Source organism: Sphingomonas sp. R-74633 (assembly GCF_013416555.1).
Taxonomy (GTDB): domain Bacteria; phylum Pseudomonadota; class Alphaproteobacteria; order Sphingomonadales; family Sphingomonadaceae; genus Sphingomonas.
The window spans coordinates 556,148-576,724 of sequence record NZ_JACCFG010000003.1 but is presented as its reverse complement, the minus strand read 5'-3'; the positions used below and the strand labels follow the sequence as shown (position 1 = coordinate 576,724).

The 20,577-nt window shown below is 67.1% G+C and carries 21 protein-coding genes; 12 read left to right on the top strand and 9 right to left on the bottom strand.

The window, feature by feature from the left end; all coding sequences use genetic code 11:
- Positions 1 to 55: 55 nt before the first annotated feature.
- The gene (locus HZY97_RS12985; protein WP_180144170.1) at positions 56 to 616 is read left to right on the top strand and encodes a sugar O-acetyltransferase; all 561 of its coding nucleotides are present in this window, start codon (positions 56 to 58) and stop codon (positions 614 to 616) included.
- Here the strand turns inward: HZY97_RS12985 and msrA are convergent.
- The 3 genes from msrA to pabB are packed head-to-tail and all read right to left on the bottom strand — an operon-like array spanning position 613 to position 4,287.
- A complete protein-coding gene (gene msrA, locus HZY97_RS12980) occupies positions 613 to 1,269 on the bottom strand; it encodes a peptide-methionine (S)-S-oxide reductase MsrA (RefSeq protein WP_180144167.1) in 657 nt (218 codons plus the stop codon). The genes HZY97_RS12985 and msrA overlap by 4 nt on opposite strands.
- 26 nt (positions 1,270 to 1,295) lie before the next feature.
- Complete coding sequence (locus HZY97_RS12975) at positions 1,296 to 2,495, bottom strand: pyridoxal phosphate-dependent aminotransferase (RefSeq protein WP_180144165.1); 1,200 nt, start codon at positions 2,493 to 2,495, stop codon at positions 1,296 to 1,298.
- A gap of 34 nt (positions 2,496 to 2,529) precedes the next feature.
- On the bottom strand, positions 2,530 to 4,287 hold the full coding sequence (pabB, locus tag HZY97_RS12970) for an aminodeoxychorismate synthase component I (RefSeq protein ID WP_180144163.1): 1,758 nt from the start codon (positions 4,285 to 4,287) through the stop codon (positions 2,530 to 2,532).
- An 80-nt stretch (positions 4,288 to 4,367) separates the two neighbouring features.
- Here pabB and HZY97_RS12965 point away from each other — a divergent pair, with 80 nt between their 5' ends.
- On the top strand, positions 4,368 to 5,030 hold the full coding sequence (locus HZY97_RS12965) for an MBL fold metallo-hydrolase (protein ID WP_306670062.1): 663 nt from the start codon (positions 4,368 to 4,370) through the stop codon (positions 5,028 to 5,030).
- Here HZY97_RS12965 and HZY97_RS12960 read toward each other — a convergent pair.
- Positions 5,027 to 5,455 (bottom strand): MAPEG family protein, encoded by a 429-nt coding sequence (locus HZY97_RS12960; protein WP_180144161.1) that lies wholly within the window; start codon positions 5,453 to 5,455, stop codon positions 5,027 to 5,029. The two genes, HZY97_RS12965 and HZY97_RS12960, sit on opposite strands and share 4 nt — an antisense overlap.
- 188 nt (positions 5,456 to 5,643) lie before the next feature.
- Between HZY97_RS12960 and rpmF the strand changes: the two genes are divergently transcribed.
- The 5 genes from rpmF (at position 5,644) to HZY97_RS12935 (ending at position 8,651) form a co-directional block, all read left to right on the top strand.
- On the top strand, positions 5,644 to 5,823 hold the full coding sequence (rpmF, locus tag HZY97_RS12955; protein WP_180144159.1) for a 50S ribosomal protein L32: 180 nt from the start codon (positions 5,644 to 5,646) through the stop codon (positions 5,821 to 5,823).
- A gap of 26 nt (positions 5,824 to 5,849) precedes the next feature.
- Complete coding sequence (gene plsX, locus HZY97_RS12950) at positions 5,850 to 6,881, top strand: phosphate acyltransferase PlsX (RefSeq protein ID WP_180144157.1); 1,032 nt, start codon at positions 5,850 to 5,852, stop codon at positions 6,879 to 6,881.
- Between the two features lie 10 nt (positions 6,882 to 6,891).
- The gene (locus tag HZY97_RS12945; protein WP_306670061.1) at positions 6,892 to 7,863 is read left to right on the top strand and encodes a beta-ketoacyl-ACP synthase III; all 972 of its coding nucleotides are present in this window, start codon (positions 6,892 to 6,894) and stop codon (positions 7,861 to 7,863) included.
- 114 nt (positions 7,864 to 7,977) lie between these two features.
- On the top strand, positions 7,978 to 8,277 hold the full coding sequence (locus HZY97_RS12940; RefSeq protein ID WP_257215033.1) for an integration host factor subunit alpha: 300 nt from the start codon (positions 7,978 to 7,980) through the stop codon (positions 8,275 to 8,277).
- An 11-nt stretch (positions 8,278 to 8,288) separates the two neighbouring features.
- Positions 8,289 to 8,651: a MerR family transcriptional regulator gene (locus HZY97_RS12935; protein ID WP_180144153.1), complete on the top strand. Its 363-nt coding sequence runs from the start codon at positions 8,289 to 8,291 to the stop codon at positions 8,649 to 8,651.
- Position 8,652: 1 nt separating this feature from the next.
- On the opposite strand, the gene HZY97_RS12930 is transcribed toward HZY97_RS12935, so the two are convergent.
- Genes HZY97_RS12930 through HZY97_RS12920 form a run of 3 tightly spaced genes read right to left on the bottom strand, consistent with a single transcriptional unit; the run spans position 8,653 to position 12,970 of the window.
- The gene (locus HZY97_RS12930) at positions 8,653 to 9,186 is read right to left on the bottom strand and encodes a histidine phosphatase family protein (protein ID WP_180144151.1); all 534 of its coding nucleotides are present in this window, start codon (positions 9,184 to 9,186) and stop codon (positions 8,653 to 8,655) included.
- Between the two features lie 11 nt (positions 9,187 to 9,197).
- Positions 9,198 to 11,900 carry an ATP-dependent DNA helicase gene (locus tag HZY97_RS12925; RefSeq protein ID WP_180144149.1) on the bottom strand — a complete coding sequence of 901 codons (2,703 nt, stop codon included), beginning with the start codon at positions 11,898 to 11,900 and terminating at the stop codon, positions 9,198 to 9,200.
- Entirely contained in the window at positions 11,897 to 12,970 is a 1,074-nt protein-coding gene (locus tag HZY97_RS12920) for a hypothetical protein (protein ID WP_180144147.1), read from the bottom strand. Before HZY97_RS12920 ends, HZY97_RS12925 begins: the two co-directional genes overlap by 4 nt.
- Positions 12,971 to 13,072: 102 nt before the next feature.
- On the opposite strand from HZY97_RS12920, the gene HZY97_RS12915 reads away from it, so the two are divergent.
- Genes HZY97_RS12915 through nhaA form a run of 3 tightly spaced genes read left to right on the top strand, consistent with a single transcriptional unit; the run spans position 13,073 to position 16,384 of the window.
- A complete protein-coding gene (locus HZY97_RS12915) occupies positions 13,073 to 13,477 on the top strand; it encodes a hypothetical protein (RefSeq protein ID WP_180144145.1) in 405 nt (134 codons plus the stop codon).
- A 46-nt stretch (positions 13,478 to 13,523) separates the two neighbouring features.
- Positions 13,524 to 15,101, top strand: a complete 1,578-nt coding sequence (locus HZY97_RS12910) for a lysine--tRNA ligase (protein ID WP_180144143.1) — start codon at positions 13,524 to 13,526, stop codon at positions 15,099 to 15,101.
- Positions 15,098 to 16,384: a Na+/H+ antiporter NhaA gene (nhaA, locus tag HZY97_RS12905; RefSeq protein WP_180144142.1), complete on the top strand. Its 1,287-nt coding sequence runs from the start codon at positions 15,098 to 15,100 to the stop codon at positions 16,382 to 16,384. Before HZY97_RS12910 ends, nhaA begins: the two co-directional genes overlap by 4 nt.
- Here the strand turns inward: nhaA and HZY97_RS12900 are convergent.
- Both HZY97_RS12900 and HZY97_RS12895 read right to left on the bottom strand, forming a co-directional pair.
- Entirely contained in the window at positions 16,285 to 17,460 is a 1,176-nt protein-coding gene (locus HZY97_RS12900) for an MFS transporter (RefSeq protein WP_180144140.1), read from the bottom strand. The genes nhaA and HZY97_RS12900 overlap by 100 nt on opposite strands.
- A 72-nt stretch (positions 17,461 to 17,532) precedes the next feature.
- Positions 17,533 to 18,429 (bottom strand): HNH endonuclease, encoded by an 897-nt coding sequence (locus HZY97_RS12895; protein ID WP_180144138.1) that lies wholly within the window; start codon positions 18,427 to 18,429, stop codon positions 17,533 to 17,535.
- Between the two features lie 144 nt (positions 18,430 to 18,573).
- Here HZY97_RS12895 and HZY97_RS12890 point away from each other — a divergent pair, with 144 nt between their 5' ends.
- Together HZY97_RS12890 and HZY97_RS12885 are read left to right on the top strand one after the other, a co-directional pair.
- A complete protein-coding gene (locus tag HZY97_RS12890; RefSeq protein ID WP_180144136.1) occupies positions 18,574 to 19,809 on the top strand; it encodes an MFS transporter in 1,236 nt (411 codons plus the stop codon).
- 49 nt (positions 19,810 to 19,858) lie between these two features.
- Complete coding sequence (locus tag HZY97_RS12885; protein ID WP_180144134.1) at positions 19,859 to 20,518, top strand: hypothetical protein; 660 nt, start codon at positions 19,859 to 19,861, stop codon at positions 20,516 to 20,518.
- Positions 20,519 to 20,577 lie beyond the last annotated feature (59 nt).

Sequence of the window (20,577 nt, the reverse complement as noted above, 5' to 3'; positions counted from 1 at the left end):
TCCGGTGTCGGCACCTTGCGGCTAGGCTGACGGATCAGCCGCGCGAGGGAGCCGAATGTCGAACACCACTGCCAGGATGATTCGCCGCAGGACGCCGGAATCGGCCGCGATGGCCGCCAGCGTGCAACGGGCGATGGCGATCACGCCGAGGCTCAACCGACTGGCCTATGACGACGCGGCACAGATTCGCGCGGTGTTCGGCGAACTGATCGGCGCGGCGCTTGACGACGGCTTCTCGCTGATCCCGCCCTTCTACACCACCGGCGGCGAGAATATCCGCATCGGACGTGGCGTTTTCATCAACCAGAATTGCACGATGTATGACCTGGGCGGGATCACCATTGGCGATGACGTGCTGATCGGCCCCAATGTGAGCCTGATCACCTCCGGCCACCCCATCGAGCCTGCGCAGCGACGCGACGGCGTAACCGCGGCACCGATCGTGATCGAGCGCAACGTCTGGATCGCAGCCGGCGCGATGGTCATCGGCGGGGTGACGATCGGCGAGAATTCGGTGGTGGCGGCCGGCTCGGTAGTGACGCGCGACGTGCCGCCGAACAGCCTGGTCGGGGGCAACCCGGCCCGGCTGATCCGCACGATCGGCGAACAGGCTTAGTTCACCAGCATCGGATAGGCGTTGCGGAACGCAGCCACCTTGGGCTTGTCGTAGCGCACGATGTAGGGGTGCGTCGGGTTCCGCCAGAAGAAGTCCTGGTGATAGGCCTCGGCCGGGTAGAAGGCGCCGGTCTCGAGCTTGGTCACGATCGGCTTGGGGAATGCCTTCGCCTTGGTCAGCTGGGCGATATAGGCGGCGGCGACGCCGCGCTGCTCGTCATCCTGCGGGAAGATCGCCGAGCGATAGCTGGGGCCGGTATCGGGATATTGGCGGTTGAGCTGGGTCGGGTCGTGCGCGACCGAGAAATAGATGCGCAGCAGCGTGCCGTAGCTGACCTTGCGCGGATCATAGACGACGCGCACCGCTTCGGCATGGCCGGTTCGCTCGGTCGAGACCTGGGCATAGGTGGCGGTCTTGGCGGTGCCGCCGGCATAGCCGGTGGTTACCGAATGGACGCCCTTCACCGACTGGAAGACCGCTTCCATCCCCCAGAAGCAGCCGCCGGCCAACACCGCGACCTGTTCGCCCTTGCTCGGCTTCACATCGAGCGCAGGCACGGGCACCGGAACGGCGCGTTCGACGGCGCTCGACGCAGGGGCAAGGAACAGCGCGGCTCCCAGGAGCGCGACAACGGGGATCGACCATTTGAGCATGGCCGTAATGTCGGGCTTCGAAGGCCTCAGCGCAAGGCCGCGCAGGCTTCCTGAATGCGGCCGCATGCCTCGGTGAGCAAAGCCTCCGAGGTTGCGTAGCTGATGCGGAGCGCCGGCGAGAAGCCGAACGCCGCGCCATGCACCGCCGCGACCCGCGCATCGTCGAGCAGATAAGTGACCATCTCCTCGTCGGTGGTGATCTTCACCCCCTTGGGCGTGGTCTTGCCGATCAGCGCTTCGAACTCGGGATAGACGTAGAATGCGCCTTCCGGACGCGGGCAGGTCATGCCGTTGATCTGGTTGAGCATCGACACGACGAGATCGCGGCGGCCCTGGAAGGCGGCGACGCGTTCGGCAAGGAAGCTCTGGTCGCCGTTGAGCGCCGCCACCGAAGCGGCCTGCGAGATGCTCGACGGGTTCGAGGTCGACTGCGACTGGAGCTTGCCCATCGCCTTTATCAGCCAGGCCGGGCCGCCGGCATAGCCGATGCGCCAGCCGGTCATCGCATAGGCCTTGGACACGCCGTTGGCGGTCAGCGTGCGGTCGAACAGCGACGGACAGACCTGCGCGATCGTGGCGAACTCGAAGCCGTCGTACAGGATGTGCTCGTACATATCGTCGGCATAGATCAGCACATGCGGGTGGCGCTCGAGCACTTCGCCCAGCGCCTTCAGCTCAGCAGCGCTATAGGCCGCACCCGTCGGGTTGGACGGCGAGTTGAGCACGACCCACTTGGTCTTCGCAGTGATCGCGGCCTCGAGCTGCTCGGGCTGGATCTTGTAGCCCTGCGCCGCGCCGGCCGAGATGAAGACCGGCTTGCCGCCGGCGAACTCGACGACGTCGGGATAGCTGACCCAATAGGGTGCCGGGATCACGACTTCGTCGCCCGCGTCGATCGTCGCGCAAAAGGCGTTGAACAAGGTGTGCTTGCCGCCCGAGTTCACGCTGATCTGGTTCTCGGCATAGGTCAGGCCATTGTCGCGCGCGTATTTCGCGACGATCGCCTGCTTGAGCTCGGGCGTGCCGTCGACATTGGTGTATTTGGTCTTGCCCGCGCGGATCGCCTCGATCGCGGCTTCCTTGACGAAGTCGGGCGTATCGAAATCGGGCTCGCCGGCGCCGAGGCCAATCACGTCGATCCCCTGGCGCTTCAGCTCGAACACCCGGCTCGTCATCGCGAGCGTGGCGGAGGGCTGGATGCGATTGAGCGCGGCCGAGGTCTGCATGAAAGGCGCCTTTTCCGAAGGGGAGACGCCGCGCCTATAGGGCCGCGTTTACGGCCTCCGCAACCGTTACGGCTGAAACCAATCCCCGGAGCGCATTTCCGACGTAAAAGCCGCCTGCGAGATCGGCTGCACTGAGGTCGCCCTCAACCGCGCGACCGCTCTCGATCAGCTCGGCACGAAGCACCCCCGGAAGCAGCCCGCGGGCAAGCGGCGGGGTGACCAGGGTGCCGCCGCGTTCGACGAAGATCGACGTGAAGCTGCCCTCAGTGAGATAGCCGTCCGCATCGGCAAACAGCACTTCCCAGGCGCCCGAGGCCTTGCGCGCCTCGTCATAAAAACCGCGGCGGCTGGTCTTGTGGGCAAGGCGAAAGTCGTCCCGCGCGACTTTGCGCGGCTGGATCGCGACCTGGACCGGGCCCGAAGGCGCTTCGGGCAGCGGCGCGATGCCGATGGCGATGGCGCCCGAGGGAGCCAAGAGGAGCCTCACGCGCGCGGGCGCGCGAAGACGGAAGGTCGCGGCCTGCAGCTCGTTGCGCGCCGAATGGCGATCGAACTCGAAACCGAAGGCATTGGCGCTCGCCTTCATCCGCGCCAGATGCCGCTCGAGCAGCACCAGCCCGGCGAGCGGATCGAAGCGCATCGTCTCGATCAGGTCGAATGGCGCTTCACCGGACGTGACGAAGGCGCCCTTGGCCAGGCACTCGTCCCATTCCTCCGCGGCGTTCGAATCAGCAACCACGCCCGATCCTAACCCGAGCAGCGCGCGTGTCGCCCCCTGATCTATGGTCAATGTGCGGATCGCCACGTTGAACAGCGCCGAGCCGCCGGGCGCGATCGCGCCGATCGACCCGGTATAGACGCCGCGGGCATCGCCCTCGACCTCGGCGATCACTTCCATCGCACGCAGCTTGGGGGCGCCGGTGACCGAGCCGCAGGGAAAGAGCGTGGAGAGCGCATCGACCGCGGTGATGCCGTCGGCCGGCTGGGCGACGACCGTCGAGACCATCTGGTGGACCGTCGGGTAGCGCTCGACTTCGAACAGCGAGGGCACGCGTACCGTCCCCGGGCGGGCGACGCGGGTGAGATCGTTGCGCATTAGATCGACGATCATCAGATTCTCGGCGCGCTGCTTGGGATCGGCGGCGAGCTGGGCGGCGAGGGCGTCGTCCTCGGCCGGCGTGGCGCCGCGGCGCGCGGTGCCCTTCATCGGCTTCACGGTGAAGCCGATGTCGCCCAGCGTGAAGAACAGTTCGGGCGAGAAGGACAGGATCCAGCGGCTGCCGGTGAAGACCAGCGCGCCATAGCCCGCACGCGCGCGCCCGCGAAGCAGCGCGTAGAGTGCTGCCGGATGTCCGGCGAAGGGCACGTCGGCTCGGAAGGTGAGGTTGGCCTGATAGATGTCGCCGGCTCTTATATATTCGGCGACACGCGCGAACTGTCCTTGATAGGCGGCGCGGCTGGTCCGCGGGACCGGCGCGCCGGCCCAGGCGCCGGCGGGATCGGGGAGCAGCGTTTCGAGATCGACAGGCTCGCACTTGGCGAAGCTGCCGAACCACAGGCAGGGCGCGGTGCCTTCCTGCGTCGCCGCGCGCGGCTCGATGCCGGAGGAGGCTTCATAGGTAAGATAGCCGGCGCGATGGCCCTGGCTTGCGCGCAGCTTCGCCAGCGCGGCCGCGACGTCGCCCGGCATCTCCGCCTGCACGATTTCCTGCACATCATAATAGAGTCGCGCACCCGCGCCGCCGGGGCGGGCGTCATCGAGCAGCACGAAGGGAGTGTCGGGCAGAGTCATGCCACGACCCGCATGCAACCCCGCGCCGCCGACGGCAAGCCCATGTTGCCGTGCGGCAAGTCGGGCCCTATCTCGCGACCATGTCCAATACTCCGATGCGCGCCGCGGTGATCCCGGTCACTCCGCTCCAGCAGAATTGCTCGCTCCTGTGGTGCACCGAGACGATGCGCGGTGCGTTCGTCGATCCGGGCGGCGATCTCGACAAGCTGCGCGCTGCGGCGAAGCAGCACGGGGTGACAGTCGAGAAGATCCTCGTCACGCACGGCCATATCGATCATTGCGGCGCCGCCGGCGAGTTCGCCAAGGAACTGGGCGTGCCGCTGGAAGGGCCGCACGAGGCCGATCGCTTCTGGATCGCGCGACTCGATGAGGACGGGCGCAACTACGGCATTCGCGGCACCGTGTTCGAGCCCGATCGCTGGCTGGAGAATGGCGACCAGGTAACGATCGGCAACCTCACGCTCGACGTCTATCACTGTCCCGGCCACACGCCGGGCCATGTCGTGTTCCACCATCCCGAATCGAAGTTCGCGACGGTGGGCGACGTGCTGTTCCAGGGATCGATCGGGCGCACCGACTTTCCGATGGGCAATCACCAGGACCTGATCGACGCGATCATCACGCGGCTCTGGCCGCTCGGCGACGAGACGGTGTTCGTGCCCGGCCACGGCCCGCTGAGCAATTTCGGCCACGAACGGAAGACGAATCCCTTCGTGGCCGATTCGGTGCTCGCCAAGGCCTAGTTCTTCGGGCCGATCTTGAAGACGGTGGTCGGGGCCGCCTGCGCAGTCTGGCTGATATAGATGCCATAGGCAGCCAGGCCGAGCATCGTCAGCATGGTGAGCGCGATGCCGATTCGGCGGCCGAGCCCCCAGCCGTCCATGCCGAAGGCGTGGCAGATGCGCCCGACAATCAGCGCCGCGCCGACACCCCACAGCCAGATGCTGGTGCCCGCCGCCAGCTCGACCAGCGCGAGCAGCACCAGAATCAGCGGCACATATTCGGCGAAGTTGAGTTGCGCGCGCATGCGGCGGACGAGTCGGTCGTCGCCGCCATCGCCGACGAAGATCTTCTCGGCGAGTCGCAGCCGGCTGATTCGCAGGCCGAGCCAGAAGTTGATCACGGCGGCGGCGCCGGCGGTGCAGAGCGTTACGGGTAATAGGATCATATAAGGTGTCCCCTCCAAGGGGATCACTCCTACACTCCCTTGCTTCCCCTGCAAGAATCGCTATACGCGCGCACTCGCTTTCGTGACCGTCTCCTGGTCCGGCGAGCGCCGGATCCCTCCGTCGCTTGCCCGCTGGACCCTGTGGGCGTATCGCGATTTAGACTTTGGTTTCGTTAGAAGGTGCCGAAATGGCCGTTCCCAAGAGAAAGACCTCGCCGTCGCGGCGTGGCATGCGTCGCGCTCATGACGCCCTGGTGCCGCAGGCATTCCAGGAATGCCCGAACTGTGGCGAGCTGAAGCGTCCGCACGTGCTGTGCGGTTCGTGCGGCCACTATAACGGCCGCGAGATCGTTTCGGCCGAAGACTGAGCCGAAACGCGCGGGGGCATGCGGGTATGACGAATTCCTCTCGAATCGCCGTCGATGCGATGGGCGGTGACGAGGGAATTGCGGTGATGCTCGCCGGTGTCGCCCGTGCGCGCCGTCGATTCGAAGGCATGGAGTTCATCCTCGTCGGTGACGAGGCACAGATCCGCGAGGGTCTGAAGAACCACCCGAATCTGACGGCCGCCTCCGAAATCGTCCACGCACCGGACGTCGTCGCCTCGGATGAGAAGCCGAGCGCGGCGATTCGGCGCGCCAAGACCACGTCGATGGGAATCGCCATCGACCTGGTAAAGAAGGGCAAGGCGGGCGCCGCCGTCTCTTCGGGCAATACCGGGGCGCTGATGGCGATGGCCAAGCTGTCGCTGCGCACCATGCCGGGAATCGATCGCCCCGCGCTCGCCGCGCTGATGCCGACTCTCGGCGACAACGACACGGTGATGCTCGACCTCGGCGCCAATACCGAAGTCGATGCGCGCAACCTCGTCCAGTTCGCGGTGATGGGTGCCGCCTATGCGCGCACCGCGCTCGACCTGGAAAATCCCCGCGTCGCGCTGCTCAACATCGGCACCGAAGAGATGAAGGGCACGGACAATATCCGTGAGGCCGCCGCCGAGCTGCGCGCCGCCGAGCATCTCCGCCTCGATTTCCGCGGCTTCATCGAAGGCAACAAGCTGTCGCGCGGCGAAGTCGATGTGATCGTGTGCGACGGCTTCTCGGGCAATATCGCGCTGAAGACGATCGAAGGGACCGCGCGCTTCGTGGCGGACCTGCTCAAGCGCGCCTTTTCGAGCTCGACCCGCTCGAAGATCGGCTTCCTGATCTCCAAGCCGGCGACCGAGCTGCTGCGCACCCATCTCGACCCCAACAACCATAATGGCGCGGTCTTCCTCGGCCTCAACGGCATCGTCGTGAAGAGCCATGGCAGCGCCAACGAACTCGGCGTCGATACCGCGATCGGTTTCGCCGCAAAGATGCTGCGCGACGACCTCAATCGCCGCATCGCCGAGGATCTCGGGAACTTCGAAGCAAAGGCGGCGTAGACACTGTAAGATGACCCTGCGTTCCGTCATCACCGGTACCGGTTCCGCCCTGCCGCCCCGCCGCGTTTCCAACGCCGAACTCGCCCAGGAAGTGGATACGAGCGACGAGTGGATCGTCGAGCGCACCGGCATCCGCTTCCGCCACATCGCGGGCCCGGACGAGACCACCGGCACGCTGGCCACCGAAGCCGCCAAGGCCGCGCTGGCCAAGGCCGGCACCGCCGCCGCGGACATCGACCTGATTGTCCTCGCCACGGCGACTCCGGACCAGACCTTCCCCGCCACCGCAACCAAGGTGCAGGCCGCACTCGGCATCAACGACTGCGTGGCGTTCGACGTCGCCGCGGTCTGCTCGGGCTTCCTCTATGCCGTGCAGGTCGCCGATTCGATGCTGCGCGCGGGCGTCCACAAGCGCGCGCTGGTGATCGGCGCCGAGACCTTCAGCCGCATCCTCGACTGGGAAGACCGCGCGACCTGCGTGCTTTTCGGCGACGGCGCCGGCGCAATCGTGCTCGAAGCACAGGACACGACGGAAGAGGGCGGCCGCGGCATCCTGGCGACCAAGCTCCACGCTGATGGGCGCTATAACGACATGCTCTATGTCGATGGCGGCCCCTCGACCACGCAGACCGTCGGCAAGCTGCGCATGAAGGGCCGCGAAGTGTTCCGCCACGCCGTGGTCAACCTCGCCTCGGTGATGTCCGAGTCGCTCGCACTGGCCGGGCTCGAGGCATCCGACGTCGACTGGGTGGTGCCGCACCAGGCCAATGCCCGAATCCTCGACGCGACGGCGCGCAAGCTCGACCTTCCGGCTGAAAAAGTGATCGTCACCGTCGACCAGCACGCCAACACTTCCGCCGCCTCGGTACCGCTCGCGCTCGACGCCGCGGTCAACGACGGACGTATCCAGCAAGGAGACCTGCTGGTATTGGAAGCTATGGGCGGCGGCTTCACTTGGGGCGCCGCGGTGGTGCGTTTCTGAAGTCTGCGCAAAAACGCAGATAATCATTTCGGAACCACAATGTTCCCGTTTGCTGTGTCGAAACAATCTGATACGACCGACTCGACACAGACCAACTCAAGGGGGAGTTGCCGCATGACGGCCTCGGGCACGCTGACCAGAGCCGATCTCGCAGAATCACTGCACCGCGAGGTTGGTCTCTCGCGCGCCGATGCCGCGCGGCTGGTCGAGCAGATCCTCAGCCATATGTGCGAAGCGCTGTCCAAGGGCGAGAACGTCAAGATCTCGGGCTTTGGCAGCTTCATCCTGCGCGACAAGGGCGAGCGCGTGGGCCGCAACCCGAAGACCGGTGTCGAAGTGCCGATCGCACCCCGCCGCGTCCTTACGTTCCGTGCCAGCCAGATGATGCGCGACCGCATCGTCTCGGCCGACTGAGGGGTTTGGCGATGCCAGGGCCGGAAAAGGCTGCTGGCGCGCTGCGAACGATAGGCGAGCTCGCCCAGGAGATCGGGCGGCCCCAGCACATCCTGCGTTATTGGGAAACGCGCTTCCCGCAGCTGCGCCCGCTCACCCGGGCGGGCAATCGCCGCTACTACCGGTCCGAGGATGTCGCGCTGGTGCGGCGCATCCATGACCTGCTTTCCAACCAGGGCTACACCATCCGCGGCGTGCAGAAGCTGCTCGTGGCGGAGAAGGGCAGCCGCACCGCGCGCGCCGCGGCAGGAACCGCCACCGCGCCCGTAGGGGACAAGAAAGGTCTGGAGGCGGTACGCGATTCGCTCGCCCAGGCGCTGGACGAAGACAGCTGAGCTAGTTGTAGTCCGGCCCCAATGTCGGATCGAGATCGCGCGGGCGGGTGAAGCGCAGCAGCTCGCCGCCGCCCGGCTTCACATCGGCCCAGCGCACCACATCGAAACGCATCTCGGCAAGGCTCGCGGTGGGGAACTTCACCTCGACCGAATCGCGCAGCGCATTCTCGCCGGACAGCAGCAGCACCAGCTCTTCCAGGCCGGGGTTATGCCCGGAGAACAGCACTTTGTCGGCGCCGTCGGGCAATTCGTGGACGACGTCCAGCAGCGTGCCCGCCGAGGCGAGATAGAGTCTTTGGTCCCAATGTGGCGCGAGATCGCTGCCATAGCCAGTCGCGACCTGGCCCAACGTTTCGATCACGCGCACTGCGGGTGAGGCGACGACATGATCGAACGCCAGCCCCTCGGCGCGCATGTGCCGCCCGACCATCGCGGCGGCGCGCTGGCCCTTGGGGTTGAGCGGACGATCGAAATCGCGGGCGACCGGATCGTCCCAACCCGATTTGGCATGGCGGAGCAGGGTGAGCGTCTTCATGGAATCCCCGGTCAGGCGTTCGCGGGGGCCTCTTGCCCCAGCTTCGCCGACAAGGAAAGCCGAACCCGCTCGACGGCCTGATCGAGCGTGACGCGCGTCACTCGCGTGCCCGGCGGAAAGGCGTCGAGCAGCCGCGACGGGCTGGCGGCTGAGAGCAGGACGAAGGTGCCGCGATCGTCGGCACGGCGAATCAGCCGGCCGAACGCCTGAGCAAGACGGGCGCGGACGATGCGGTCGTCATAGGCGGTGCCGCCCCCGGCCAATCGCCGCGCGGCGTGAAGCACGCTCGGCTTGGGCCAGGGAATCCCCTCCATCACCACCAGCCGCAGCGAATCACCGGGGACATCCACCCCATCGCGCAGCGCATCGGTGCCGAGCAGCGAGGCGCGCGGATCGTCGCGGAAGATGTCGACCAAAGTGCCGGTGTCGATCGGGTCGACATGTTGGGCGAGCAGCGGCAGCCCCTCGCGCGCCAGCCGATCGGCGATTCGCGCATGGACGGCGCGCAGGCGCCGGATCGCCGTGAACAGGCCGAGCGTGCCCCCTTCGGCGGCGACGACCAGCCGGGCATAGGCATTGGCGAGCGCGGGCATGTCGCCGCGCTTCACATCAGTGACGATCAGCACCTCTGCCTGTTCGGCATAGTTGAACGGGCTGACCGCTTCGAAGCGCTGGGCGGGGCGCATCAGATGGACCGCGCCCGATCGCGCTTCGGCCACCTCCCAGTCGCCGCCCGCGCGCAGCGTCGCGGAGGTGACCAGCGCGCCATGTGCCTGCTTCAATACGGTTTCGGCGAACGGCTTGGAGGGATCGAGCCAGTGGCGATGCAGCCCGACATCATATTCGCGGCCCTCGACACGATCGACCGCGAGCCAGTCGACGAACGCCGAATCGGCCGGACCGCCGATCCGCGCGATCAGCGCGAGCCAGGCGCCGACAGTATCGGCACGCCAGCCGAGCGAGGCGACCGCGCCTTCGATCCGGGCACGGGCCTGGCTGTCCATCCAGTCGGGCGCTTCGGTGAGCACCGCTTCGAGGCGTCGGCCAAGATGGACGAGCGGGCGGAGCAGCGCATCGAGCGCTTCGCCGGCAGGCCCTGCCGCATCGACCAGCGCGCCGTCGGGCTCGGCCAGTTCGGTCTCCAGCCCATAGCCGGCGTCGGCGGCGCCATTGACGTCACGGGCGTAGACCAGCCCGCGCACCGCCGCGAGGAGATGCTCGACGGGGCCGAAGGGCTCGCCTTCGTTGAGGCGCTGGAGCCAGCCGTCGCTCGGCAACGCGCGCGCAGCATCGACGGCCTCCGAAATCGCCCCGCCGCCTTCATCGTCATAACTGGCGACGTCGGACAGGCGCGCGGCGAGACCCCGGCGTCTTCCGCGCGAGCCCGATTCGGGGCCGGTGACCCAGCGGCGGATCTCGATCGCTTCCTGACCAGTGAGCGCGGCGGCGAACATCGCGTCGGCGGCATCGAACAGATGATGCCCCTCGTCGAAGACATAGCGGGTGGGGCGGCTCGCCGTTTCGCGCCCGCGTGCCGCGTTGACCATCACCAGCGCGTGATTGGCGATGACGATGTCGGCGTCGGCGGAGGCGCGGGCGGCGCGCTCGATGAAGCATTTCCGGTAGTGCGGGCAGCCGGCATAGATGCACTCGCCGCGGCGATCGGTGAGTGCGGTCGAGCCGTTGCGGCGGAACAAAGTGGGCAGCCAGCCGGGCAGATCGCCGCCGATCATGTCGCCGTCCGCCGTATAGGCCGCCCAGCGCGCCACCAGCTGTGCAAGGATCGCCGCGCGCCCCTGGAATCCGCCCTGCAGCGCATCCTCGAGATTGAGCAGGCAAGCGTAATTCTCGCGGCCCTTGCGGGTTACGATCTTCTTCTTGCGCAGCTCGGCATCGGGGACCAGCCGCTCACCCTCATGCCCCAATTGCCGCTGCAGCGCCTTGGTGAAGGTGGAAACCCACACCGCGCCGCCGGCCTGCTCGGCCCAGAGCGAGGCGGGGGCAAGATAGCCGAGTGTCTTGCCAATGCCCGTGCCGGCCTCGGCCAGCACGACATTGGGCGATTCGCGCATGTCGCGCGGGGCGAAGGCGCCCGCGGCCGCGGCGGCATAGTCGCGCTGGCCCTGGCGGCGCTCGGCACCGCTGCCGGTGAGCCGCGCAAGCCGCTCGGCAATGTCGGTATCGCTCAGCGTCACGGTGCGCGGCGGCACGCGTGGCGGCTGTTCGGTCCATTCGGGCAGCTTCGAGAACAGCCAGCGCTCGGCGCGTTCGGGCTTGGCGATGGCCTGAGAAAGCGCCGGCGCCCAAGGCCAGCGCAGGCGGAACAGCGATTGCACGCCGTGCCAGGCGCCCTCGCGCTCGGGCCACTCGCCCTTGGCCAGCGCGATCAATGCCTCGGCCGCCTGGCGCAGGAACGGCGCGACTTCGGTATCGGTTTCCGGTGCGCCGAGCCCGGTGACGCGGGCGAGCCCCTTGGGCGTCGGCACCATGAAGCGCGCCGGATGCAGGAAGGCGAACAGCTCGAGCAGATCGAGGCCCGACAGCTCCGCATAGCCGAGCCGCTGGCCGATCAGCGGCGCGTTGAGCAGGATCACCGGCGTATCCGCGGCAATGCGGATCGCCTCGCCCCGGCTGATCGCGCGGCATTCGCCCTCCGGCGTGGCGAGCCAGACGCCGCCATGGCTGGCGTGAAGGGCTGGATAGGGGAGGCTCATCGCGCGCGCAGGTCCACCGCGGCGAGGAAAGCTTCGGCATCGGGCACGCCGCGCAGGTCCTGCTCGCGCACATCCTGCGCGCCCTTGCGCACGGTCAGGGCGATCCAGGCGCGGCGCCCGCGTTGCTCGACGATCGCGGCATCGACGAGCTCGGAGAGCATCAGTTCGCGGTAGAAGTGGCCGGAGCCGGGCGCTGCCCAGGCGATACGCCGGTCGGTCACCACAACGGCGCCGAACGCATCGAACAGCCAGACGCGCAGCCGCCCGGAATAGGTGATTAGCGCGGCCAAAGACGGCCAGCCGAACAGCGTGAGCACGAAGACCGTCAGCATCAGGCCGAAAAAGGGTTCGGGGTCGCTTCCCCACAGCCAGAGGAGCACGCCGACGAATATCGCGAAGGGCAGCAGGATGCCGACCACGCTGATCGCCCGGCCCTTGTCGAACGAAGCCAGGCCGGGCCGCCCCCGCCAGCGCACCGGTTCACCGGTGGCGAGCCTGGGCTTGCTGGCAGGCAGCTCGATCGCATCGAGCGCGCCGCACGGCACGCCCAGCCCCTGCAGCACCGAAAGCACGTGCACCGCATCTTCCGCGCCGAGCAGCATCTCGATGCGCTGCCGGTTGACGCCGGTGATCCGCACTCGCTGCCAGCCCAGGACCTCCGACGCCGAGACGCGGCGTATGTCGGAAATCGCGATGCCGGCTATCACGCCGTCCGCCGCCACTTCCGCGGTGCGGCCGTCGATGCGGTAGCGCTGCCGCACCGCCTTCATCGTCGCCGCGACGGCCACGCAGATGACGACGGCGAGGATGAAGAGGATCGCGCCGGGGAGCAGCATCGCAGCGCCCGGATCGAGCGGATATTGCTCCCAGCCGCCGACACCGCGGATCCGAAGATATTTGGGCGCCGGATTGAGCATGAAGAGGAGGGTCAGCGCCGCGAAGATCGCGAGGAGGATGACACCAGGGAGCAACTTCGCCAGCGCCGGCCCCGGTGTGGCGCGCCCTTCCCACAACGCGGGGCCGCGCGGCGCATCGCCATGGCTGGCGTCAAGGTCGGAACCAGATGTCATGTACGCCTTTCGTTCTAGCCTTGCTTGCACGGCAAAGGGAAGGAGGCGGGCGAAACTCTTTTTGCTCTGCCCCGTGTCGCCGGGCCGCGCCATAAGACGGGGATGCACGAGCTTTTCCCCAATTCGCCAGCTTATCGCGAGCTCCAGCCGCTGCGCATCCCGGCGGGCTGGGCGATCGCGTGGAACGAGCTCTCGACGACGGGGCGGGTGGAAGACGGGTATTACGGCGGGTCTTCGGTTTTCTACGCTGTCAACAAGGCGCGCCGCTTCGCGATCGACGTGGCCTTCTCGCCCGAGTTCGATCCGGCGGGCTGTTTCCACCTGAATGTGATCTACCAGCCTTGGCCGCGCACCGAGAAAGGCCGCCGTCGGCAGGACCTGCCCTTCGACTTCGACGACAAGGCCGAAGACATCCACAGCTTCGAGACCAGGTCCTATGTCCAGTTGATCGTCGCGCTGGAGCATTGGATCGCGAAATGCACGGTCTGGGAGCGCGAGGGCAACTAACCCGAGTCTGGCCCCCGGCGCCGCTCTTCGCTATCGCGCCAGAACCATGACAGACGAAGCTACCCTGCGCGCCGCCGCATTCGAGTCCAAGGCCTGGCCCTATGAAGAGGCGCGCAAGCTCGTCAAACGCTATCCGGACGGCAAGCCCGACGGTTCGCCGGTGCTGTTCGAGACCGGCTATGGTCCTTCGGGTCTGCCGCATATCGGCACCTTCCAGGAAGTGCTGCGCACCACGATGGTGCGCCACGCCTATGAGGAAATGACCGGCCACAAGACGCGGCTGATTGCGTTCAGCGACGACATGGACGGGCTGCGCAAGGTGCCCGACAATGTGCCCAACCAGGCGCTGCTCGCCGCGCATCTCGGCAAGCCCTTGTCGCGCATCCCCGATCCGTTCGAAAAGTTCGACAGCTTCGCCGCGCACAACAACGCGATGCTGCGCGAATTCCTCGACCGCTTCGGCTTCGAATATGAGTTCGCCTCATCGACCGACTATTATGGTTCGGGCCGCTTTGACGACACGCTGCGCACGGTGCTGCGCAACTATTCGGCGATCATGGACGTGATGCTGCCGACGCTGCGTGCCGAGCGCGCAGCGACCTATTCGCCGGTGCTGCCGGTGAGCCCCAAGTCGGGCGTGGTGCTGCAGGTGCCGGTCGAGGTGGTTGATGCCGAAGCCGGGATCATCCGCTTCGTCGATGAAGGCGAGACGATCGAACAGTCGATCTTCGGCGGCCAGGCCAAGCTCCAGTGGAAGCCCGACTGGGGCATGCGCTGGGCAGCACTCGGCGTCGATTATGAGATGTACGGCAAGGATCTGATCGACAGCGGCGTGCAGAGCGGCAAGATCGCCCAGGTGCTGGGCGGGCGGAAGCCCGAGGGGCTGATCTACGAGCTGTTCCTCGATGCCAAGGGCGAGAAGATCTCCAAGTCCAAGGGCAATGGCCTGTCGATCGACGAGTGGCTGACCTATGGGCCGGATGAGAGCTTGTCGTTCTACATCTATCGTGAACCCAAAAAGGCCAAGTCGCTGCATCTCGGGCTGATCCCGCGCGCGATCGAGGAATATTGGCAGTTCCGCGCGAACTATCCGACCCAGGAACTCGCGCAGAAGCTCGGCAACCCGGTGCACCATATCCACAATGGGAACGTGCCGGCCGAGACTCTGCCGGTGACCTTTGGGCTGCTGCTCAACCTGGTCAGCCTGCCGGGCGTGGGCAATCGCGAGACGATCTGGGGCTTCCTGCGCCGCTATTCGCCAGACCTGTCGCCGGAGAGCCATCCCGAGCTCGACCGGATGGTCGGCTATGCGATCCGCTATGCGAAGGATTTCGTCGAGCCTACGCTCCAGCGCCGCGCGCCGAGCGAAGCCGAGGCGGGCGCGCTGCGCCAGCTCGACGCACAGCTCGCCGAATTGCCCGAGGATGCCTCGGCCGAGGACATCCAGAACATCGTCTATGAGATCGGCAAGACCGACGCGTTCGAGAATCTGCGCGACTGGTTCAAGGCGCTCTATGAGACGTTGCTCGGCAGCGAGCAGGGGCCCCGCATGGGCAGCTTCATCGCGCTCTACGGGATCGAGAACAGCCGCAAGCTGATCGCCGAGGCGCTCGCCAGGGCATGAGCAAGCTCGAGGAGGAAATCGAAGCGGTCGCCGAAGCCGCGAGCAACGCGGAATCGGCACTGCGCGACTTCCTCAAGAGCGAAGCGGCGGGCGGCATCTTCCTGATCGTCGCCGCGATCCTGGCGATGGTCGCCGCCAATGTGCCGGCGGTCGCCACCACCTATTTCCATCTGCTGCACATGGTTGTGGGGCCAACGCTCTCCGCCGCGCATGGCCCGATGACCGTGCATCTGTGGATCAACGACGGGCTGATGGCGATCTTCTTCCTGCTCGTCGGGCTGGAGATCAAGCGCGAGTTCGTCGACGGGCGGCTGGCGAGCTGGGAGCGGCGACGCCTGCCGGTGGTGGCCGCGGCGGCGGGCATGGTCGGTCCGGCGCTGATCTATCTGGCGATCACTGCGGGCACCCCGGGGCTGAGCCAAGGCTGGGCGATCCCGGCGGCGACCGACATCGCGTTCGCGATTGGGGTCCTCGCGCTGCTCGGCAGCCGCGTGCCCGCTTCGCTCAAGCTGTTCCTCACTACCGTGGCGATCGTCGACGACATGGGTGCGGTGGCGATCATCGCGCTGGCCTATACCGCGCATATCAGCCTGCTGGCGCTGGCGGGGGCGGCGATCGTGCTCGCGGCGATGTATGCGCTCAACCGCAGCGGCGTGCGCAGCCTTGCGCCCTACCTGCTGCTCGCGGTGCTGCTGTGGGTTCTGGTCTTCCTGTCGGGCGTGCACGCCACGGTCGCCGGGGTCGCGGCGGCGATGATGATCCCGATCGTCCCCTCGCCCGCCGCGCCCGATGCCGCGCACTCGCCGCTGCACCGGCTCGAGCACGCGCTGCATCCCTGGTCGGCCTATCTGATCGTGCCGCTGTTCGGCTTCGCCAATGCCGGTGTTTCGCTGACCGGCATGTCCCCCGGCGTGCTGCTCGAGCCGCTGCCGCTGGGCATCGCGCTGGGGCTGTTCGCCGGCAAGCAGCTGGGCATCTTCGGCGGCATCTGGATCGCGGTGCGCACCGGCTTTGCCAGCAAGCCCGGCGGCTGGCGCCAGGTCTACGGCATCTCGCTGCTCGCCGGCATCGGCTTCACGATGAGCCTGTTCATCGGCGGCCTCGCCTTCCCGGACCGGCCCGAGCTGATCGATCACGTCAAGATCGGCGTGCTCGCTGGATCGATCCTGTCGGCGCTCGCCGGTTACCTGCTCCTGCGCTCGACGAGCACCGCCACCACCAGCACCGCAAACCCGCCGAGCGAGAGCAGTGCCCCGACCCAGCCGGTCGACGTCCAGCCATAACCCGCCGCGATGGCGAGGCCGCCCAGCCAGGGGCCGAGCGCATTGGCGAAGTTGAACGCGGAGTGGTTGAGCGACGCCGCGAGCCCTTGCGCTTCGCCGGCGACGTCCATCAGCCGGGTCTGCAGCACCGCCCCCAGCGCGCCCAGGAAGCCGATCGCGGCGATATCGAGCGACAGGCTCCACAGCTGGCCGGCGGCGAAGGGGAACAGCGCCAGCGCCACCGCACTGCCGAGCAGCAGCACCGCTGCTGTGGGCATCAGTGCGCGATCGGCGAACTTGGGCACGATGATGCTGCCCGCGGTCGCGCCGACGCCGAAGATCGCCAGGACGATCGGGATCACGCTCGCCGGCGCCTTAGTCACTTCGAGCAGCGTCGAGGCGACATAGGTATAGACGCAGAACATGCCGCCAAAGCCGATCGCGCTGATCCCGAGCGTGAGCCACACCTGGCCATTGGCGAGCGCGCCGAGCTCCTTGAGCGGGCTCGCGCCATGCTGGGGCGGGTCGCGCGGGGCGAGCGCGGCGACCAGCGCCACCGTCGCCAGCGCGAGCACGCCGACCACAACAAAGCCCCAGCGCCAGCCCACCGCCTGGCCCAGCCAGTTGGCGAGCGGCACGCCGAGGATCGTCGCGACGGTCAGCCCGAGCATCATCCGCCCGACCGCCTGCGAGCGCTTGTTCGCGGGCACCAGCGACGCGGCGACCAAGGCGGCAATGCCGAAATAGGCACCGTGCGGCAGGCCGGAAAGGAAACGGAAGAGCAGCAGCCAGTGATAGTCCGGCGCCAGCGCGCTCAGCGTATTGAACAACGCGAAGCTGGCCATCAGCAGGATCAGCAGGAACCGCCGCGACAGCTTGGCGCCGGCAACCGCGATCAGCGGCGCGCCGACCACAACGCCCAGCGCATAGGCGCTGATGACATGGCCGGCGGACGGCACGTCGATCCCGAGGCCCTGCGCCATATAGGGCACCAGACTCATCGTCGCGAATTCGGTGGTGCCGATCGCGAAGCCGCCCATCGCCAAGGCGAAATGGACGAGGCCGACATTGTGAGTTCGGGGTGCGGGGGCGTGCATCGATGCCAAGTGGTCATGCTGCACTGCAGCGTCAATGGTTATGCGGCACACATACGAATGCAGCGGATGCATTCAGCCCTTGAAACAGGTTTCGCGATGCCAGCCGAGGAACAGCGGATGCGGATGATCCGCCGCCCGCGCAGGAAGCCGGGCGTGGCCCGAGCGATTGAGCAGCGCCATGATGCTGTCGCGGTCGTTGACGTGGCGCGAGACAAGGATCGAGAGATCGTCGCCGAGCGACAGCAAGCCACGATCGAACATCCAATGCACCGTCCCCGACAGTGCCAGGCCGTTGGAGACGATGTCCGGGCCATTGGCTTCGACCGGGCGGATATGTGCGGCTTCGGCTTCTGCGCGCCCGCCGCCATTGATCAGCTTGAGACCGGTCAGCGCGCACCGGGCGTCATAGGCATCGAGCACAGTGCGGCGGAAGGCGCGATCCCGAAGCGGGCGTGAAACCAGTTGCTGGACGCGCTCCCGCTCTTCGAAATGGAAGGCGGGTCCGTCCTCGCGCACGCGATTCTCGGCCGCCGGTTCGTCCCGGCGGGGCAGCATCTCGTCCTCGTCGCGCAGGCCCAGGTTGACGATCCGGATGAAGTCCTGGGTCGAGATCGGGCGCACCGCCGCCTGGGCACGACCGGAGATCTTTGCTTGCTCGTTGAGCAGGCCGCGCTCGACCACCGTCCCATCAAGGACAAATGGCACCGGCGTGCTGAATTGCAGGAAGCTGCCGGGCTCAATCATCGCATAATACATGCCGGGCTGATCCGGATCCGGTACGACCGATTCCACTCGAGCGATCGCCCAATAGCCGCGGCTCTGCCGCACCTTCACCGGCTCGTAGTAGAGAATCCAGTCGCCGATACAGGCCCGCGCCCGCTCGAGATATTGCTTGGGGAAATGATAGCTGACGGCCGGCGTGTCCCGATAAATCGAGTCCTCGCGGTGAATGAAGACGCCGTTGGCCATGCGCGCCCGACTATGGCCCCCGATCGGGCTTTGGCAAGCCGGCCTCGACACCGCATGTGCTGCGCACTTGCCCTATAAGGAAGTGTAGCTGCGAAAAATGCAGGTGCGCCGTGTACTTGAGGGGTTCAGACGCGTTGGCCAACCATGACTGAACCTGGCGGCTACGCGCGCGGCACCCCCGGCTATAGGCGATTGACGCTCGCGATGCTGTTCGCGGGCTTCTCGACCTTTTCGCTGCTCTATTCGGCCCAGCCGCTGCTGCCGCTGTTCGCCAGCGAGTTTCACCTCAGCGCCGAAGCGGCGAGCCTGGCGATCTCGCTCGCCACCGGGCCGCTCGCGGTGGCGATCGTCATTGCCGGCATGCTCTCCGACAAGCTGGGCAGGCGCCCGCTGATGGTGGGCGCGATGTTCGGCGCGGGGCTGCTGACCATGCTCACCGGGCTGGCGCCGGGCTGGGATACGCTGCTCGGCCTGCGCTTCCTTACCGGGATCGCGCTCGCCGGGATGCCGGCGGTCGCCATGGCCTATGTCAGCGAGGAGATCGAGCCGCGCTCGGTGGGGCCGGCAATGGGGCTCTATATCGCCGGCAGCGGCATCGGCGGCATGGCCGGGCGGCTGGGGGTGAGCGTCGTCACCAGCCTGGTCGACTGGCGCTGGGGGCTGATCTTCGTGGGGCTGGTCGGCCTCGCCATGGCCGAGGGCTTCCGCCGCCTCGCCCCGCCCTCGCGTCGCTTCGTGCCGCAGGAAGTCCATCCGAGCGCGGTGCTCGCGGCCGGGCGCGAGCTGTTCAAGGACCGCGCCATGCCTTTGCTCTATGCCGAGGCATTCCTGCTGATGGGCGTCTTCGTCACCGTCTACAATTACGTCGGTTTCCGCCTGCTCGCGCCGCCGTTCGGGCTGAGCCATGCGGCGATCGGCGCGATCTTCCTGCTCTATCTGCTCGGCTCGGTCAGCTCGACCTGGTTCGGCCATCTCGCCGAGAAGCGCGGGCGGCGGCTGATCTTCTGGATTCCCACCGGCATGCTGCTGATCGGAGTGGCGCTGACCGCGTCGAACTGGCTGACACTGGTGGTGGCGGGAATCGGCATCGTCACCATCGGTTTCTTCGGCGCGCACTCGATCGCCTCGAGCTGGGTCGGCCGTCGCGCACGGGCGAGCCGGGGGCAGGCGGCCGCCTTCTACCTGTTCTTCTATTATCTCGGATCGAGCCTGCTCGGCTCGGCGGGTGGGGTTGCCTGGACCGGCTGGGGCTGGAACGGCGTGGCGCTCTATTGCGGGGTCCTGACGGTGGTGGCGCTGGCGATTGCAGCGAAGCTGTCGACCGTGCCGCCGCTGGCGTTGCCCGAAGTCACGCCGCCCCGACCGATGGGGGCGGATTAGGTTGCAAGACCAGATGGCAGGATCGCCGAACACGCGTTAGCTTTGCGGGATGGATCCTTGGGTCATTGCCATTGCCGCAGGCGCCGGGGTCGCGTTTCTGGCGTTGCGCGGCGTGCGGCAGCTGTCCGCCGTCACCGGAGAACCCGGGCCTGCCCGGCGCGACACAGCGGTGCCCTCTCCTCCCGCCCAAATCGCGTCACGCGATTTCCACTATTATTCGGGCCTGCCGAGGGATGGCTATGTCCGCTACACCGACAGCGTCGCGATGCAATATGCATTGAACCACGCGCTGCTGGACCTCGCGCCGGACGCGCAATTCGAGCGGACAGGGTTCGCGCAGGGATTCCTCGCCGCGCTACTGGCACGCATCGATGAAGGGGAAGACCCGCGAGAGGCCGACTTTCAGGCAGACCGCGCTTCGGACGAGGAAGCGATCCTCATCGGATGGCTCGGCCGCCTGCAGACCCAGGGTACCGACAATGCGGGACCCTCGACGCGCCATATGCGTGGAATCGTCGACCGGGTGGCAAAGGAGCTTTTGACGACGGGGCCGTATCGCCATGCCTATTGGAGCAAGGCAAAGGGCGAAGCCAGGGAGAGCCTTGCCGAGTCCGGCTTGTCGGACGAGCAGTTCGCGGGCCTCTCGGAAGCGATGCAGCGCGCGCGCTGGCAGGGCGAAAGGCTGGCAGCTAGCGCGAACCGCATTTGAACGGCCAAATAGAAAGGGGCGCCCCTTTCGGAGCGCCCCATCCTGTCGTTTCGGCGATT

What these genes read in the sequence shown, in the direction of transcription:
- HZY97_RS12985 (WP_180144170.1), top strand. Translation starts at nt 56, where the DNA reads ATGTCGAACACCACTGCCAGGATGATTCGCCGCAGGACGCCGGAATCG.
- msrA (WP_180144167.1), bottom strand. Translation starts at nt 1,269, where the DNA reads ATGCTCAAATGGTCGATCCCCGTTGTCGCGCTCCTGGGAGCCGCGCTG.
- HZY97_RS12975 (WP_180144165.1), bottom strand. Translation starts at nt 2,495, where the DNA reads ATGCAGACCTCGGCCGCGCTCAATCGCATCCAGCCCTCCGCCACGCTC.
- pabB (WP_180144163.1), bottom strand. Translation starts at nt 4,287, where the DNA reads ATGACTCTGCCCGACACTCCCTTCGTGCTGCTCGATGACGCCCGCCCC.
- HZY97_RS12965 (WP_306670062.1), top strand. Translation starts at nt 4,368, where the DNA reads ATGTCCAATACTCCGATGCGCGCCGCGGTGATCCCGGTCACTCCGCTC.
- HZY97_RS12960 (WP_180144161.1), bottom strand. Translation starts at nt 5,455, where the DNA reads ATGATCCTATTACCCGTAACGCTCTGCACCGCCGGCGCCGCCGCCGTG.
- rpmF (WP_180144159.1), top strand. Translation starts at nt 5,644, where the DNA reads ATGGCCGTTCCCAAGAGAAAGACCTCGCCGTCGCGGCGTGGCATGCGT.
- plsX (WP_180144157.1), top strand. Translation starts at nt 5,850, where the DNA reads ATGACGAATTCCTCTCGAATCGCCGTCGATGCGATGGGCGGTGACGAG.
- HZY97_RS12945 (WP_306670061.1), top strand. Translation starts at nt 6,892, where the DNA reads ATGACCCTGCGTTCCGTCATCACCGGTACCGGTTCCGCCCTGCCGCCC.
- HZY97_RS12940 (WP_257215033.1), top strand. Translation starts at nt 7,978, where the DNA reads ATGACGGCCTCGGGCACGCTGACCAGAGCCGATCTCGCAGAATCACTG.
- HZY97_RS12935 (WP_180144153.1), top strand. Translation starts at nt 8,289, where the DNA reads ATGCCAGGGCCGGAAAAGGCTGCTGGCGCGCTGCGAACGATAGGCGAG.
- HZY97_RS12930 (WP_180144151.1), bottom strand. Translation starts at nt 9,186, where the DNA reads ATGAAGACGCTCACCCTGCTCCGCCATGCCAAATCGGGTTGGGACGAT.
- HZY97_RS12925 (WP_180144149.1), bottom strand. Translation starts at nt 11,900, where the DNA reads ATGAGCCTCCCCTATCCAGCCCTTCACGCCAGCCATGGCGGCGTCTGG.
- HZY97_RS12920 (WP_180144147.1), bottom strand. Translation starts at nt 12,970, where the DNA reads ATGACATCTGGTTCCGACCTTGACGCCAGCCATGGCGATGCGCCGCGC.
- HZY97_RS12915 (WP_180144145.1), top strand. Translation starts at nt 13,073, where the DNA reads ATGCACGAGCTTTTCCCCAATTCGCCAGCTTATCGCGAGCTCCAGCCG.
- HZY97_RS12910 (WP_180144143.1), top strand. Translation starts at nt 13,524, where the DNA reads ATGACAGACGAAGCTACCCTGCGCGCCGCCGCATTCGAGTCCAAGGCC.
- nhaA (WP_180144142.1), top strand. Translation starts at nt 15,098, where the DNA reads ATGAGCAAGCTCGAGGAGGAAATCGAAGCGGTCGCCGAAGCCGCGAGC.
- HZY97_RS12900 (WP_180144140.1), bottom strand. Translation starts at nt 17,460, where the DNA reads ATGCACGCCCCCGCACCCCGAACTCACAATGTCGGCCTCGTCCATTTC.
- HZY97_RS12895 (WP_180144138.1), bottom strand. Translation starts at nt 18,429, where the DNA reads ATGGCCAACGGCGTCTTCATTCACCGCGAGGACTCGATTTATCGGGAC.
- HZY97_RS12890 (WP_180144136.1), top strand. Translation starts at nt 18,574, where the DNA reads ATGACTGAACCTGGCGGCTACGCGCGCGGCACCCCCGGCTATAGGCGA.
- HZY97_RS12885 (WP_180144134.1), top strand. Translation starts at nt 19,859, where the DNA reads ATGGATCCTTGGGTCATTGCCATTGCCGCAGGCGCCGGGGTCGCGTTT.